This window comes from Arthrobacter sp. NicSoilB8, from assembly GCF_019977355.1.
In the GTDB taxonomy this organism is placed as follows: Bacteria; Actinomycetota; Actinomycetes; order Actinomycetales; family Micrococcaceae; genus Arthrobacter.
Map to the genome: position 1 here is coordinate 3,241,990 of NZ_AP024655.1, position 15,592 is coordinate 3,257,581.

General features: G+C 68.9%; 12 protein-coding genes. 6 read left to right on the forward strand and 6 right to left on the reverse strand.

All coding sequences use genetic code 11. The annotated features are described in order from the left end of the window. Positions 1 to 134: 134 nt before the first annotated feature. From LDO15_RS14620 to LDO15_RS14640, 5 genes are all read left to right on the forward strand, one after another. Positions 135 to 1,535, forward strand: a complete 1,401-nt coding sequence (locus LDO15_RS14620; RefSeq protein ID WP_223979731.1) for an amino acid permease — start codon at positions 135 to 137, stop codon at positions 1,533 to 1,535. 198 nt (positions 1,536 to 1,733) lie between these two features. Further along, positions 1,734 to 2,771: a thiamine pyrophosphate-dependent enzyme gene (locus tag LDO15_RS14625; RefSeq protein WP_223979732.1), complete on the forward strand. Its 1,038-nt coding sequence runs from the start codon at positions 1,734 to 1,736 to the stop codon at positions 2,769 to 2,771. After that, the gene (locus LDO15_RS14630) at positions 2,764 to 3,819 is read left to right on the forward strand and encodes an alpha-ketoacid dehydrogenase subunit beta (RefSeq protein WP_223979733.1); all 1,056 of its coding nucleotides are present in this window, start codon (positions 2,764 to 2,766) and stop codon (positions 3,817 to 3,819) included. Before LDO15_RS14625 ends, LDO15_RS14630 begins: the two co-directional genes overlap by 8 nt. Further along, complete coding sequence (locus LDO15_RS14635; protein ID WP_223979734.1) at positions 3,812 to 4,141, forward strand: biotin/lipoyl-containing protein; 330 nt, start codon at positions 3,812 to 3,814, stop codon at positions 4,139 to 4,141. Before LDO15_RS14630 ends, LDO15_RS14635 begins: the two co-directional genes overlap by 8 nt. A gap of 4 nt (positions 4,142 to 4,145) precedes the next feature. Beyond that, a complete protein-coding gene (locus LDO15_RS14640) occupies positions 4,146 to 4,973 on the forward strand; it encodes an alpha/beta fold hydrolase (RefSeq protein WP_223979736.1) in 828 nt (275 codons plus the stop codon). Positions 4,974 to 5,064: 91 nt separating this feature from the next. On the opposite strand, the gene LDO15_RS14645 is transcribed toward LDO15_RS14640, so the two are convergent. The 3 genes from LDO15_RS14645 to LDO15_RS14655 all read right to left on the reverse strand — a co-directional run bounded on the left by LDO15_RS14645 (position 5,065) and on the right by LDO15_RS14655 (position 8,623). Then, positions 5,065 to 6,399, reverse strand: a complete 1,335-nt coding sequence (locus LDO15_RS14645; protein WP_223979738.1) for an MFS transporter — start codon at positions 6,397 to 6,399, stop codon at positions 5,065 to 5,067. A gap of 160 nt (positions 6,400 to 6,559) precedes the next feature. Next, a complete protein-coding gene (gene hpaB, locus LDO15_RS14650; protein WP_223979739.1) occupies positions 6,560 to 8,014 on the reverse strand; it encodes a 4-hydroxyphenylacetate 3-monooxygenase, oxygenase component in 1,455 nt (484 codons plus the stop codon). 75 nt (positions 8,015 to 8,089) lie between these two features. Continuing rightward, positions 8,090 to 8,623: a flavin reductase family protein gene (locus tag LDO15_RS14655; protein WP_223979740.1), complete on the reverse strand. Its 534-nt coding sequence runs from the start codon at positions 8,621 to 8,623 to the stop codon at positions 8,090 to 8,092. A 197-nt stretch (positions 8,624 to 8,820) separates the two neighbouring features. On the opposite strand from LDO15_RS14655, the gene LDO15_RS14660 reads away from it, so the two are divergent. Then, a complete protein-coding gene (locus LDO15_RS14660) occupies positions 8,821 to 9,537 on the forward strand; it encodes an IclR family transcriptional regulator (RefSeq protein WP_223979741.1) in 717 nt (238 codons plus the stop codon). A gap of 110 nt (positions 9,538 to 9,647) precedes the next feature. Here the strand turns inward: LDO15_RS14660 and LDO15_RS14665 are convergent, their stop codons facing one another. The 3 genes from LDO15_RS14665 to LDO15_RS14675 all read right to left on the reverse strand — a co-directional run bounded on the left by LDO15_RS14665 (position 9,648) and on the right by LDO15_RS14675 (position 15,584). Further along, a complete protein-coding gene (locus LDO15_RS14665; protein WP_223979742.1) occupies positions 9,648 to 11,156 on the reverse strand; it encodes an MFS transporter in 1,509 nt (502 codons plus the stop codon). 133 nt (positions 11,157 to 11,289) lie between these two features. After that, on the reverse strand, positions 11,290 to 14,391 hold the full coding sequence (locus LDO15_RS14670; RefSeq protein ID WP_223979743.1) for an SMC family ATPase: 3,102 nt from the start codon (positions 14,389 to 14,391) through the stop codon (positions 11,290 to 11,292). After that, positions 14,388 to 15,584: an exonuclease SbcCD subunit D gene (locus tag LDO15_RS14675; protein ID WP_223979744.1), complete on the reverse strand. Its 1,197-nt coding sequence runs from the start codon at positions 15,582 to 15,584 to the stop codon at positions 14,388 to 14,390. Before LDO15_RS14675 ends, LDO15_RS14670 begins: the two co-directional genes overlap by 4 nt. Positions 15,585 to 15,592: the final 8 nt, after the last annotated feature.

Below are 15,592 nucleotides of genomic sequence, written 5' to 3' on the forward strand. Positions count from 1 at the left end.
CATCAGCTAGCAAACTGCCACCATGGTCTCACGGCCGCGGCGCCCCTGCGGCCGGTAGGGCCCGCCCAAAGACGGTAAATTCAAAAGGTCCCATAAGGACGCACAGACCCATAACCACACGAAGGTTCGCAAGCATGACAACGAAGTCCACCGCGAAGATGCCCGCCACAAGCCCGGTCCCGGCCCCGACGCTGGGGCACAGCATGAAGCCGCGCCAGCTGACCATGATGGGACTGGGCAGCGCGATCGGCGCCGGCCTGTTCCTCGGCTCAGGGGCCGGAATCCAGGCCGCGGGACCGGCCGTGCTGATCTCCTACCTCGTCGCCGGAACCCTGATCATCCTGGTCATGTGGGCCCTTGGCGAGATGGCCGCCGCCAACCCCAACAGCGGGGCTTTCTCCGTCTACGCGCAAAAAGCCATGGGCAAGACCGCCGGCGCGACCGTCGGCTGGCTCTGGTGGCTGCAGCTCGTGGTGGTCATCGCGGCCGAAGCCCTCGGTGCGGCCGCACTCCTGTTCACGGTCTGGCCGGTGATTCCCGTCTGGGCGCTGTCGCTGATCTTCATGGCCCTTTTCACCGCGGTCAACCTCGCCGGCGTGAAGAACTTCGGCGAGTTCGAATTCTGGTTCGCCATCCTCAAGGTGGCCGCCATCCTGATGTTCCTGGCCATCGGCGCGGCCCTGCTGCTGGGCTGGCTGCCGGACGTCCCGTCCCCGGGCCTGAGCAACTTCACCACCGACTTCGCCCCGGCGGGCCTGGGCGGCATCGCCACCGCGCTCTTCGTCGTGATCTTCGCCTTTGGCGGCACCGAGATTGTCAGCGTGGCCGCGGCCGAAACGGAGAACCCCGAGCACAGCGTCGGCCAGGCGATCCGCACCGTGGTCTGGCGGATCCTGGTGTTCTACATCGGCTCGGTGTTCGTCATCGCCGCCGTCCTTCCCTCAACCTCTGCGGCCCTGAAGTCCCCCTTCGCCGGCGTGCTCGACGTCGCCCGCATCCCGGGTGCCGGCGCCGCAATCACCCTGGTGGCCGTCGTCGCGCTGCTTTCCGCGCTGAACGCCAACCTCTACGGGGCGTCCCGCATGGTCTACTCGCTCTCTGAGCGCGGCGAAGCCCCGCGGTTCCTCTCGAAGCTCAACGCGGCGCGGGTCCCGGTGCTGGCCGTCAGCGTCTCCGTGGCTTTCGGTTTCCTGGCCGCCGTGCTGGAACTGCTCTTCCCGGACCAGATCCTGCCGGCCCTGTTCCAGCTCGTGGGCTCCACCTGCCTCGTGGTCTGGGGCTCGGCCCTCGTGTCCCAGCTGATCCTGCGCCGCCGGGCAGACCGCGACGGCACGGCGCTGCCGCTGCGGATGAAGGGTTTCCCCGGGCTGACAGTCTTCGGCCTGGTGCTCCTGGCCCTGATCTTCGCCGTCGGATTCAGCAGCCCGGACAGCAGCAAGCAGCTGGTCAGCACCCTGGCCCTGGTGGCCGGCATCGCCGCGGCGTGCTGGATCGGCGCCCGGATCACCCGCAACCGCGCGCACCAGCCCAACTAGCTAGCAGCAGGGGCCGTTTTGAGGGCTCATAACGGCCCCTGCTGCGAGTCAGTTGGGGTGGGTTCACCCGTAGCCGCGCGTACCGGAGCTAGACAAATTGCAAGGCCCGCAGCCGCAGCCGCTGGCAGCATTGTGCAGTCTGGGCAGCCTTTTCCAGGCTGATTGCCCACCCCGCCGCCGGTGACTAGGGTCACAGGCATGGACACACTTCTTCCCGCGGCTTCCGGCGGCGCTGCCGGGCCGCTCACTGCCGACGAACTCCGCGAGCTGTATTCGCTGATGGTGGCCGTCCGGCACCTCGATACCTCGGCGATCGCCTGGCAGCGGCAGGGCATCATCCCCGGCTACGCGCCCGAATTCGGCCAGGAAGCGGCCCAGGTGGGCAGCGGTTACGCCGTGGACACTACCCGCGACTTCGTCTTCCCCACCTACCGCGAAATGGGCGTCGCCCGGACCATGGGTGTGGACATGGTGGCCTACATGTCCACCCACAAAGCCACGTGGCACGGCGGCCTGTACAACCCGTTGGAATCCCGGCTGGCCCCGATCCAGGCGGTCGTCGCCGGGTCGGTCCTGCACGCCGTCGGCTGGGCGCACGGCCAGACCCTGGACAAGAAAGACGGCGTCGCCCTGACCTATTTCGGCGACGGCGCCTCCTCCCAGGGCGATGTTCATGAGGCGATGAACTTCGCCGCCGTGATGAAGGCGCCCGTGGTGTTCTTCGTCCAGAACAACGGCTGGGCCATCTCGGTCCCCACCGAACGCCAGGTGGCCGGCGGCTCCGTCGCCGCCCGCGCCGCCGGGTACGGCATGCCCGCGCTGCAGATCGACGGCGACGACGTCGTCGCCGTCGTCGAGGCCACCCGCCGGGCGTTCGCCCACGCCCGCACCGGCAACGGCCCCGTGCTCATCGAGGCCATGACCTACCGCCGCGGCCCGCACTCCACCTCGGATGATCCGGGCCGCTACCGCTCGCTCGACGAGGAGCGCGACGGCGCCGGCATCGACCCGCTCGAACGGTTCCGGCAGCGGCTGCTCGCCGAAGGAATCGCCGACGAGTCATTCTTCGCGGGGGCCCTGGCCGCGGCCAAGGCCGAGGAGGAGCAGATCCGCACCGGCATCCAGGCCCTCGGCCCGCGCCCCGGTACCGAAATGTTTGACCTGGTCTTCCAGGAAACCACCCCTGCCCTGCAGTCCCAGGCCGCCAACTGGCGCGAGGAGTCCGAACATGTCTAACTCGATTCTCGAAAGCGACGCCGCTGCAAGCACGGGCGCAGGCACCCCCGCTGCGACCACCGTAATGTCCATGCAGCAGGCCCTCAACCGCGCCCTCGACGAGGTCCTCGCGGAACACCCGAAAACCCTGATCTTCGGCGAGGACTGCGGCCGGCTGGGCGGCGTCTTCCGGATCACCGACGGGCTGCAGGCCAAGCACGGCGCGCAGCGCGTCTTCGACACCCCGCTGGCCGAATCCGGCATCCTCGGCATGTCCGTGGGGCTGGCAATGGCCGGGTTCCACCCCATCCCCGAGGTCCAGTTCGACGGCTTCGCTTACCCGGCCATCAACCAGATCGTCTGCCAGATCGCCCGGATGAACTACCGCAGCCGGGGCACCGTGCCCATGCCGATCACCCTGCGCGTGCCCAGCTTCGGCGGCATCCGCGCCCCCGAACACCACGGCGAAAGCCTCGAGGCGCTGTTCGCCCACGTGCCGGGCCTGAAGGTGGTCTCGCCGTCGAACCCGCACGAGGCCTACCACCTGCTCAAGTACGCCGCCACACGACCGGACCCGGTGATCTTCATGGAACCGAAGTCCCGCTACTGGCAGAAGGGCGAGGTCGACCTCGCCCGGGGCGACGCAGCCGGCGGCTCCCCCGAAGGCGCCAAGGTCATGCGCGAGGGCCGCCACCTCACGCTCGTCGCGTGGGGAGCCATGGTCTCGCGCTGCCTGCAGGTGGCCGAACTCGCCGCGGAGGATGGAATCGAGATCGAGGTCCTGGACCTGCGCTGGCTCAAGCCGATCGACGCCGGGGCGCTGGCCGCCTCCGTGCGCAAGACGCGGCGCGCCGTCGTCGTCCACGAGGCCCCGCTGACCTCCGGTCTCGGCGCCGAGGTGGCGCAGCTGATCACGCAGAGCTGCTTTGACATCCTCAGGGCGCCGGTGGAGCGCGTGACCGGCTTCGACGTGCCGTATCCCTCCGGTGATCTGGAAGACGAATACATCCCGAACATTGACCGGATCCTCTTCGGGATCCAGCGAGTATTGGAGTACAAACGTGGCTGAAATATCCTTCCCGCTCCCGGATCTGGGCGAAGGGCTCATCGAGGCGACCGTGCTGGAATGGCTGGTTTCCCCGGGCGAGCAGGTGGAGCGCAACCAGCCGCTCGTGGAGGTCGAAACCACGAAGTCGGCCGTTGAATTGCCCAGCCCGCAGGCAGGTAAGGTAGTGCGTATCCACGGCGGGCCCGGTGACAAAATCAACGTCGGCGAGCCCCTGATCGTGTTCGAGGTGCCGGACAACACCGCCGGCATCGTGGGCACGGTCCCGAAGGAAGAGGCACCGAAGCGCCGGGTCCGCCTGAGCGCCGTACTTGATGAGGACTGACACCATGAGCGGCAGACACACCGGCGAACAGCATTCCCACACCGTGGAGGGCACGGACCCCCAACTGTACGTGGAGGTGCATGAGCCCCAGAACGACGCCGGGCTCCGTCCGGTCCTGCTGCTGCATGGGTTCTCCTCCTCCTCCAAGCTCAACTGGGAGGACACCGGCTGGCTCACCGCGCTCCTGGACGCAGGCCGGCGCGTCATCACCGTCGATCTGCCCGGCCACGGCCGCAGCGGCGCCCCCGAGGACCTGGACTCCTACTCCCCCAGCCGGATCCGGGCGGATCTGCTGCAGATAGCGTTCGACGCCGGCGCGCGCCCCCTGCGCGACGGCGACCCGTCCAGCGGTCTCGATGTGATCGGCTATTCGCTGGGGTCCCGGCTCGCCTGGGAGTTCGGCGCCACCCAGCATGAACTCGTGCACCGGCTGGTCCTGGGCGGGCCCAACACCGCAGATCCGCTGGCGGACTTTGACCTGGTTGCCGCGCAGCGGTACCTGGCCGACGGGACGCCGATCGCGGACGAATCGACCGCCGGGCTGCTGAAGATGGCCATGCTGCTGCCCAGCAACAACATCTTCGCGCTGCTTTCTCTGGTTGAGGCGATCAAGGGCGAACCCTTCGATCCCGCCGAGGCCGTCCCGACCGTGCCCATGCTGTTGGTGGCCGGGGAGAACGACGACCGCGCCGCCTCCATGCCGGACCTCGCCGCCCTCGGCACCAAGGCCGGCGCGATGGTGGAGCAGCTGACCCTGCCCGGCCGGAACCACAACAATGCCGTCACCAGCCGCGCCTTCAAGCAGGGGGCCATCAGCTTCCTGGCCGTCTAGGCCCAGCTTAAAAGGTCAACGCGGGGTCACTTAGCGCCGGTCCGGAGGCTCCGGATGGGCGCTAAGTGACCCCGCGTTGCTTTGGTGCGGGCTAGTGGTGGCCGCTGACGCCCAGCGGGCGGCCCTTGGTTTCCCCGGCCAGCAGGACGCCCGCGGCGGAAATGACGCAGAGGATCATGATGTAGATGCCGATGGAGCCGGTCCAGTGGGTTCCCTGCAGCAGGACTTCCGCGATGGTGGCCGCGAACGCGCCGCCGAGGATGGCGCCGAACGCGTAACCGATCGAGATGCCGGAGTAGCGGACCTTCGCCGGGAACATCTCGGCGTACATGGCGGACATGGGCCCGTAGGACAGGCCCAGGCCGACCGTCAGGACGAACAGGGCGACGCCGTAGAGCACAATGTCCTTGGTGTCGATAAGCGCGAACATCGGGATCATCCAGGCGAAGACAATGCCGTAACCGATCAGGAAGGTCTTGACGCGGCCGATCTTGTCCGAGAGCCAGCCGCCGACCAGCGTGAAGATCAGCCAGCCGAAGGAAGCCAGCGTGGTGGCCAGCAGGATCTGCGGGGTGGGCATTTTCAGCGTCTTGGTGGCGTAGGAAATGAAGAAAGCGATCAGCAGGTAGCCGGCGGCGTTGTTGCCGATGAAGATCATCGTGGAGTACAGCACCGCCTTCTTGTGCTTGCGGAGCAGTTCGCCCAGGGGCGCCTTGCTTTCTTCCTTGCGCTCTTGCATCTCCTTGAAGACCGGGCTCTCGGCGACCGCCCGGCGGATCAGGTAGCCGACGACGATCAGCACGATGGAGAGCAGGAACGGCACACGCCAGCCCCAGGAAGCGAAGTCTTCCTTGGACATGCTGGTGTTGAGGAAGTACAGCAGGCCGGTGGCGAGGATCATGCCGACCGGAACGCCGATCTGCGGGTAGGCGCCGAACAGGCCGCGCCGCTTCAGGGGAGCATGCTCAACGGCCATCAGCGCCGCGCCGCCCCATTCACCGCCGGCGGAGAAGCCCTGGATGACACGGAGCAGGATCAGCAGGATCGGGGCCCAGACGCCGATCTGCGCGTAGGTGGGCAGCATGCCGATCAGCGCCGTGGCGGCACCCATCATGATCAGGGTGAAGACCAGCATGGCCTTGCGGCCGAGCCGGTCGCCGAGGTGGCCGGCAACGATCGCGCCGAGCGGGCGGAACAGGAAGCTGATGCCGATGAGGGCGAAGGACAGGATCTGCGCCAGGCCCGGGTTGGACGCGTTCAGCGGGGCGAGGAACAGCGGCGACAGCAGCGTTGCTGTCAGCTGGGCAAAAATAAAGAAGTCGTACCACTCGATCGTGGTGCCGACTAACGTCCCGGCGAGGACCTTGCGTTCCTCGTGCTTGCTGCTGGGACCCGCCTGGGAATCTACGGATGAAGTTGCGGTCATTGGAACTCCGTTGCTGGGGGCAGAGGTACTGCCCGAAGTGGGTGCGAAGTGGTAACTGAATGCCTCTGGAATTACTGATCGAACGGTCAGTTAGTATCCTGAATACTACTATGAAACATGTGACAGGGCACACATATTTTTTGGGGAGTGTCTCCCGCTGTCAGTCCGTGCGGTTGAGCAGCTCGCGGACCCTGGCCCGGACCGGCCCGCGGTCGTAGCTGTTGACGAGGGCGCCGGCCATCCGGACCGGATCCCCGAAGAAGAAGTACTCATAGAGCGACTGGCGCCCGGAGAACCCGGAAATCGAGGCATCGAACGCCAGCTTGAACAGCCGGACCCGCTCGGGGCCGGTCAGGGTCTTGCCCTGCAGATACAGCTCGATGTCCGCCCGGGCCTCGCTGTTGAGGTCAGCCTCGCCCGGGAGCGCCATGAGGCCCGACGCCGAGAACTTGCGGATGATCTGCGGGAAACGCTGCGCGATCTTCGGATACCAGTTGCGGGCAGCATTCAGCGTGGACCACTTCGGCAGCATGACTCCGGCGTCGTTGAGCTCGGCGTCGGCCTCCGAGGCGCGGACCAGCGCCCGGCCGATTTCGACGTCGATAATCAGCTCGGCGATGTCCTCCTGGATGTGCTGGAAGCCGTCGATGCCGATCGATTCGGCGAGTTCGGACGCCAGGCCCAGGAAGAACTCACTCTTGGCGATGGTGCGGGTGACCACCTGGTGGGTCATGAGCGCCCCGGCACCGGTCTCGGAATAGAAGCTGTTGCACAGCTGCGGGTGGCCGAGCATGAAGATGCGCTCGTTAGGCACGAAGACGTGGTCGAACACCGCGACGGCATCCATTTCCTCATAGCGGGAGGCCAGCGGCTCATCGTGGGTGCTGCCGCCGTTGTAGAGCGAGGTGCGGCAGAGGTAACGCAGGCCCGGGGCGTCGTTGGGGATGGCGAAGGCGTAGGAATAGGGCGCGTCATCCGGGGTGCCGCGGAGGACAGTGGACGGGAAGACGAGGAGCTCGTCGGCGATCGGGGCGATGGTGGCGAGCATCCGGGCGCCCTGAATGACGATCCCGTCCTCGCGCTCCTCCACGATCCGGGCCGAGAGCTGGCCGCCGAGCTGCTCCGAACCCGAGACCGAGCGGTTCACCTGCGGCGGGATGAGGGTGTGCGTGGCCAGGACGTCATTCTCCCTGGCCCACTCGTAGTAGTTGCGGATGTTCTCGCCGAACTTCGGATCCGCCTGCGAGAACCACTCCTCGGCCGTGCTGAGCGCGGTGAGCGAGGAGTTCATGTAGTCGCCGGAGCGTCCCAGGAAGCCGTTGGAGGACTCGGCCCACGTGGAGATGGCGCGGCGGCGGCGCTGGAGGTCCTCGATGGTCTTCGGCACCAGGAACGACGCATTGACAAGATCCCCGGTGCTCGGCGAGGTGTAGGTGAGCGCCTCCTGGTACTCCGGGTCGTGCTGCATGTCGAAAAGTCTGGCGTAGGAGCGGGCCACATTGCGGAAGGCGGGGTGTTCGGCGATCTTCTTGCTGACCACCTCGCCGTCGATCACCACGTGCGGGGACATGGCGTTGAGCTTGTCCAGGTACTGCTGTCCGGTTCGGATGCCCATTGGTCTTTCTCCAGTCGCTAGGCTGATGGGTCGTTGATGTTGAGCTGAACTGTTGTGGATGGTTGCGGTGCGGGGCTACAGCAGGTCCTCCATGCCCAGCTGGCTTTCCGGGATGGTGGTGAACGCGCCGTTGGCGAACGCCAGGGCATCGCCGTTGCGGTAGTTGAAGTCCACTACCTCGCCGATATACAGGGTGTGGTCGCCGCCGTCGTACGCCGCCCAGGGCCGGCACGTGAAGTAGGCGAGCACGTTGGACAGCCGTGGCGCAGTGTCCCCCTCCACCCACAGCGGCTCGGGGCCCGGGCGGCCGGCGAAGTGCATGGCCAGCTGCTGCTGCTCGGCGCCGAGGATGTTCACGGTGAAGGGCCGGCCGGCAAGTTCATTGTGGGCCCTGGCGGCGCGGGCGATGCTCACGAGCACCAGGGGCGGGTCCATCGAGACTGATGTGAAGGAGTTCACCGTGATGCCGTGGCGCTTGGTAACCCCGTCGAAGGTCACGATGGCGACACCGGTGGCAAACCTGCCAAGGCTGCCGCGGAAGTGGCTCGCCCGCGGGGAAGCCGCCCGGCCCTGGACGTCTCCGGCGTGGTCCCGCGGCTTGGCAATCATCCTTGATCCCTTGCGTTCAGTGGCGGCGGTTCTCGGTCTACGTGAGTCTAGGCCTGCCCGACTCTAGGCCTCTTCGGTGGTGTGTTCTATAATCGAACTTATAGTTCCCATATAGAACGCTAGCGGACCGTGGGCCGGAACACAAGAGCCGTCCGGTGCGACCGGCTTCCAGCGACCCCGCACCTAGGATGGACCTCATGACCCCGAACGCCGGCACCGCCCAGGCCTCCCCGTCACAGACGCTCTCGCGCGGCATCAGGGCGCTGGAAATCCTCGCCGAAGCGCAGCAGCCGCTCACCATCGCCGAACTCGCCGACGCCATGGGCGTGCACCGCTCCGTCGCCTACCGGATCCTGCGCACCCTCGAGGATCATTCGCTGCTGGTGCGCGACGACGGCGGCCGGGTCCAGCCCGGCCCGGGCCTGGCCGTCCTGGCGCGCGGGGTATCGCGCGACCTGCAGTCCGCGGCCCTGCCGGAGCTGACCCAGCTGGCCAACGCGCTGACAATGAGTGCTTTTGTCGCGGTCTGGGACCGCGAGGAGTGTGTGACGCTGGTGACCGTGGATCCGCGGCACAGCGGCGCCGCCGTGGTGCAGCACCCGGGGTCCCGTCATCCCATCAGCGCCGGGGCGCCGGGCATCGCCATCCAGTCCGCCTTCCCGGAGCACGAGTGGCAGGCGGCGGCCCCGGGTATCCCGTACCGGGCCGAAGCCGCCGAGGCCCGGCGCCGCGGTTATGCCGCCAGCCATGACGAGGTCATCCCCGGGGTGTCCTCCATTGCGGTTCCGCTGCGCGTGCCGGGCGGCCGGCCCGCTGCCCTCGCGGTCGTCTACATCCGCGCCGCACAGGATCCGGAGGAGGTCGCCGGCGCGCTCAGGGAGGCCGCACGGCGCATCGAGGCGCAGCTGGGCTGAGCACCTGCGCGGGTCTGAGCGCCGCAGCTGTCCCCTCGTGTGCCCAACTAACTAGCAGCAGGGGCCGTTTTCAGGGCTCAAAACGGCCCCTGCTGCGAGTCAGTTGGGGGTTAGGCGGCCGGTGCCGTCTTCCGCCCTTGCTTCCGGAGCACGACGGCGGCTGCCGTTCCCAGCAGGAACAGCGCCGTCGCGGCGCACACCGGGACCAGGAATGCGGTTGAATACCCGAAGCTCTGGGCGAGCTGTCCGGCAATGGAGGATCCGAGCGCGGTGCCGGCGACGATGCCGCTGGCCAGGGCCGTCATGACCGTGCCAAGCTTTCCGGCCGGGGCCACGAGGCCGCCGATCGCGAAAACCGTGACCATAAGCGGCCCGACGGGCAGGCCCAGGACCAGCAGCACGAGAATCATGGGCAGCGCCGTTGAGGGCAGCAGCAACAGCGGGGCCATGCCGGCCATGAGTGCCGCGCACGCAATCCAGCGGGCATTCACCGGGAAGCGCCGGGGCCAGTACGCGACCGACAGGGCGGCGGCCGCCGAGCTCAGCCCCATGACGGCGTAGAGCAGGCCCGCGACCTCGGACGTGGCGAAACTGGCGGAGAACGAACTCAGCGCTGTCTGGGTGGAGCCGAAGAACGTTCCCATGCACACCATTGCCAGCACGGGAAGGGCGACGGCGGCCAGGGTCCCGACGCGCGTCGACGCGCCCGTTCCGCAGTGCCGTTCCCCCGTCGGGTGGCCGGCCAGGCCGGCAGCCGATCCGGGTGCCGGACGCCGCGGCGTGCGGACCACCGCGTGGTGCGTGGGGTGGACCGCGAAGGCGGGCACGAGGACAACCGTCAGTGCCGCGGCGAGGGCCAGCGGCAGCCAGGGCGCGAGCAGGCTCGCGAGGATACCGACGAGTGCGGGGCCGAGCACAAAGGTCAGTTCGTCCGCCGTGCTCTCGTAGGACAGGGCGGTGTCCAGGTCCGCGGAGTTAGCACCGGCTCCCCGTCCTGCCCCGGCGGCCCGGGACGTCAGCGCCATCCAACGGACCCGGGCCAGCGGGCCGACCTGGGGGCAGCTGGCCCCGGCCACGAAGGCGGCGGCGAGTACGGGGACGGCGGCGGCCAGGTCCTGCACCCCGGCGATGAGGTACGCCGTGAGGATCAGGGCAACGATGGCGATGGTATTGGCGATTGCGGACACCAGCAGCACGCCGCGCTGGCCGAGCCGGTCCGCGAGGATGCCCAGGACGGGGGCACCCAGCGCGGAGCCGACGCCGACGGCGCCCGCCGCGGCGCCGCCGATGGCATAGGAGCCGGTGACGGCGGTGACGAGCGTCAGGGCGCCGACGGTGAGCATGGCCAGCGGCAGGCGGGCGAAGAGCCCCAGCGGGATGAACCCGCGGCCGGCGAGCAGCGGCAACCGTGCGAAGCGGCCGCCCTTGCCGGGCGCCGGTGCCGGCAGTGCGGCGGGGGCTGCCGTGTGGGTTGGTGCGGGTGCGGGCGCCTGAAGGGCCGGCACGGGCCGGGCATCGGCCTGGCTGGTGCCGACGGCCGAAACGGCGATCAGCGGTGGCGCGGAGGCCGAATTTGGGACGTCAAGAGGAGTCGCCAGTGAAGACGGTGAAGGATTCATGGTTTCCGGGTTCGCTCAATAGTGCGCATCGTCCCTCCTCCCGATGCGCGCGACCCGGTAACAGATCAATGATAGCGGACGCCGGGCTGGCGGACGCAGGTCCGCGACCGACGGGCTCTGGTTGAAAGCCGGCTCAGACCGGTGTGTCGTCGCTGATGTCCAGGGTGGAGCCGTTGCGGCCCTTAATGACTTGGAGCTGTGTGCCGATGCGCTGTTTCATCTCCGCAACATGGCTCACGAGTCCCACTACCCTGCCGCCGTCCCGGAGGCCCTCGAGGGCGTCCATGACCTGCTCCAGAGCCGCTTCGTCGAGGCTCCCGAACCCCTCGTCCACGAAGAGCGTCTCGATGTCCACGCCGCCGGACTCATGCTGCACGACGTCGGCCAGGCCGAGGGCCAGGGCCAGTGAGGCCATGAAGGACTCGCCCCCGGAGAGGGTGGCGGTATCCCGGCGCTGGCCGGTCCACTCATCGACCACTTCCAGGCCGAGGCCGGATTTGGCGCCCCGCGCGGCCTTGGCGTCGGTGTGCTGCAGGGTGTACCGGCCGTCGCTCATGCCGATCAGGCGTTCCGAGGCGGCGACGGCCACCTGCTCAAGCCTGGCGGCGAGGACATAGCTGTTCAGGCTCATCCGGTAGGTGTTGTCGCCTCCGCCCTTGGCCGCGTCGGCCACGGCGGCGAGCAGCGCGGCCCGTTCCCGCGGTTCCCGGCCGGCCCCAGCGAGTTCTGCGTAATCACCGGCGAGGCGTCCGAGGGTGCGGACGGTGTTTTCGGCCAGCCCGGCCGCGAGCACGGCTTCCCGGGCATGGCGTTCCGCCGCGGCCGACTCCGCGCGGAGCTGTTCAAGGGCGGCATCGCTGACGAGGTCCCCGGCGGCCCGCTCGGCGGCTGCCAGAGAGAGCTCCTCTCCGGCGAACAGTTCCTGGAGCCTGGCGGCCTCGTCCTGCCCGGCCCGGACGGCTGCCTCAAGACCGGCTGCCTCCGTCCCCGGCAGCAGCGCTGCCCGGGCCGCGGCTTCTGTGGTGAAACCGGCCGCGGGCAGTGCCTGTTCGAGCTGCCGGTGCGCCTCCGCGGCGCGGCTGCCGGCCTGCTCCAGCGCCGACTGGGCGGCGTCGGCCCGTTCCACGACCGCGGTGGTTCCGGCAATCGCCGCGATCCGTTGATCCAGGCTCGAGTGGCCGGCCCGCAGCGCGTCCAGGGCGTGTTCGAGGGCCCCGGCCTGTTCGTCGACTTCGGCGATGGTCGAATGCGTTTGGGCGATACCCGAGGCGGCTTCGGCCTGGGCCCGGTCGGCGGCGGTGATCGCCGTCTCGAGATCCGCCAGCCGGGCCCGGCGTTCGGCAAGGTCCGATGCCGCGCGGCTGGCATCGTCCGCCCGCTCCCGGGCCAGGGCTGCATCGGCCCGGGCTTCTTCGGGAGGCGTGCTGCCGCCCTGGGCGGCCAGGACGGCAACGTTCTGCCGGGCCTCGGCGAGGTCGCGGCCGAGGGCGGCGAGCGCCTCTTCCGCCGTGTCGCTGGCCTCCTGCGCGGCCTTCTCAGCCTCGGCGACGGCCAGGGCGGAGTCCGCGGCCGGGGCCGGCTCCGGGTGGTCCGGGCTGCCGCAGACCGGGCATGGCACTCCGGCGAGGAGTTGGGCGGCGAGCTCGGCTGCGGCGTTGGTGAGCCGTTGTTCGCGGAGGTCGAGCCAGTGCTGCCTCAGGTCCTGGTGCTCGGACCGGGCCGCGGCGTGCCGTTCGGTGACTGCCGAGCACGTGGCCGCGGCGGCGAGGTAGCGGCCCACGATGGCCACGAGTTCGTCTGCCGCTGTGGCCTCCTTGGTGCGCAGCTGGACTTCCGCGGCCAGCTCCTCAAGCGAGCCCGTTCCGGCGGACAGGGCCGCCGATTCAGAGCGCAGGGCAGCCAGCGCAGAACCGCCCGCCTGCCGCCCGGTTTCCAGCTCCTGCAACTGGAGGCGCAGCCGGCGGCGCCGGTCCGTGAGCCCTGTGAGCCGGGATTCGTCGGGCAGGCGTTCGGTGAGCACGGCGCGTAGGGACCGCAGTTCCTCGAGGACGTTCCGGAGGGCTGCACTGTCGAACGGGGCACTGCCGTCACTGGCGCCGCCGTGCTCCAACCCGCCGTGCTCCAACCCGCCGAGCTCCAGCCCGGCGAGCTCCAGCCCGGCGAGCTCGGGGTCCGTGACAGCGGCCGACCGCAAGAGCCGCGCGGCCTCCAGCAGGGCCGTTCGCGCCCGGGCCTCGGCTGCCGCGGCACTTTCGACGGCGCGCAACTGGCCGCCGAGCACTTCGGCTTTGCGGTGAAGTCCCAGTGTGAGGGCCTTTTCCGTCAGGACGGGTACGGCGGCGTCGGCGGCGTTCCGGCGCTGTTCCGCGGCAGCAAGTTTGGCGTGGCGGCCTGCCCGCGCATTGGCGGTCTCCACCAGGGAGGCCTGTTCAGCGGACTCTCGCTCTGCTGCGGCGGCCGCGGCCCGGCGATCCGCTGCGGCGGTTGCCGCGGCGTCGTTAAGCCAGGCCAGAAGTGCATCGGGCGCGTCCCTGCCGGGGGCATCCGCGGAGTCGAGTTCGAGCGCCGCGGTTTCGGACTCGGCCTGGGCCAGCAGCAGGTCAAGCCTCGCGGTCAGGCTTGCCACCTCCGCCTTGGCGGCCTGGGCCTGCCGGGTCAGTTCCTGTTCCACTGCTTCAAAGCGCTGGGTGCCGAAAAGACTCTGCAGCAGTTCCAGGCGGTCGGATGCCTTGGAGCGCAGAAACGCCGCGAAGTCGCCCTGCGGCAGCATGACCACGCGTGTGAACTGCTCCCGGTTCATGCCCAGGACATCGGTAATTTCGGCTCCGGCCTCGTCATTCCGGCCGGATTTTTCCACCCAGACACCGTCAATGCGTTCGCGCAGCAGCGTGTTGGCCTGCTGGAGCGTGAAGCCGTTCTTGCCCCGGGCGCTCGGCTTGTCCCAGGCGGGAGAGCGGGAGACTTCGAAGTGCCGGCCCTTGGCCGAGAACTCGCACGTGACGCGCGGCTCGGCGGCGGCTTCCGCGTGGTCGCTGCGGAGCCGTTTGCCGTCCTGCCTGGCCCCGGGAACCTGCCCGTACAGGGCGAAACAGATGGCGTCCAGGACGCTGGTCTTGCCTGCACCGGTGGCGCCGTTAAGCAGGAACAATCCGTGCGCGCTGAGCCGGTCGAAGTCGATCCGCTCCGTGCCGGCGAACGGGCCGAAGGCGGAAATCTCCAGGCGGTGGATCCTCACAGTGACACCCCTGCCAGGCGCACGGCTTCGAGGGCCTCGGCGAGTACCTCTGATTCGGCGTCGGATGCGGGCCGGCCCCGGACGTGCTCCAGGAAGCCGCAGCAGACGGAGAGGTCGTCATCAGCTTCGGCCAGCCGGCTGCTGTAGCTGGCCTTCGGCGCCGCGCCGGCGCCCTCGGGATCGAAGCCGAGCACCAAAGTGTCGGGGAATCGTGCCCGCAGCCGGTCCATGGCCTGGGCGGGGCGCGCGGCGTCCGTCAGCGTGATCTGGCAATAGGCGCCCTCGGCCCAGGCAAAGTCCTCCGATTCCAGGAGGTGCTCCAGCTTCCCCCGCAGCACGGCGAGCGTCCGGGGCGCATCCCACAGCACCTCGCGCACCTGTCCGATGCCATCGGCGTCGACCTCCACAAGCCAGCCGCCCTTCCGGTGCTTTGCTTCGGAGAACGAGTAGGCCAGCGGCGAGCCCGAGTAGCGCACCGACGGCGAGAGCTCCTGCCGGCCGTGCAGGTGACCCAGGGCTGTGTAGCCAAAGCCGTCGAAGAGATCCAGCGGGACCGCGCCGACGCCCCCGATGCTCAGGTCCCGCTCGCTGTCAGAGCTGATGCCTCCGCTGGCGAACGTGTGCGCCAGGACCACTGAGTGGACGGTCCGGGCTGCGCCCCGGTGGCGCACGTCCGCCCGGATCCGTTCGGTGGCGGCGCGCGTGACCTCGAAGTGGCTTGCGGCCCCGGCCCCCAACTGCTCGGCGACCAGTCTGGGCTCCAGCCAGGGGATGCCGTAAATGGCCAGCACGGGCGCCGTATCATCCACGCCGGTTTCGTTCACTGCGCTGTCACCGAGCGGAAGGACCACGGGCTGGTCCAGTTCGTCGAGCCGCGTGCGCAGGTGCACTCCCCCGCGTTCGAGCAGCCGCGAGGCAAACCCCAGCCTGATGGCGGAGTCGTGATTGCCGCTGGTCAGGACAACTTGGGCACCGGCGCCCGTGAGGCGCACCAGGGCGTCGTCCAGCAGGCGGACGACGTCGACTCCCGGCAGGGCGCGGTCATAGACGTCTCCGGCGATGAGGACGACGTCCACGGCCTCTTCCCGGACGTACGTCACGAGCTGGTCAATGAAGTCGCGCTGGGCGTCCAGCATGCCAACGCCGTGGAACGAACGGCCCAGGTGCCAGTCGGAAGTGTGCAATAACCGCATATTCCTAC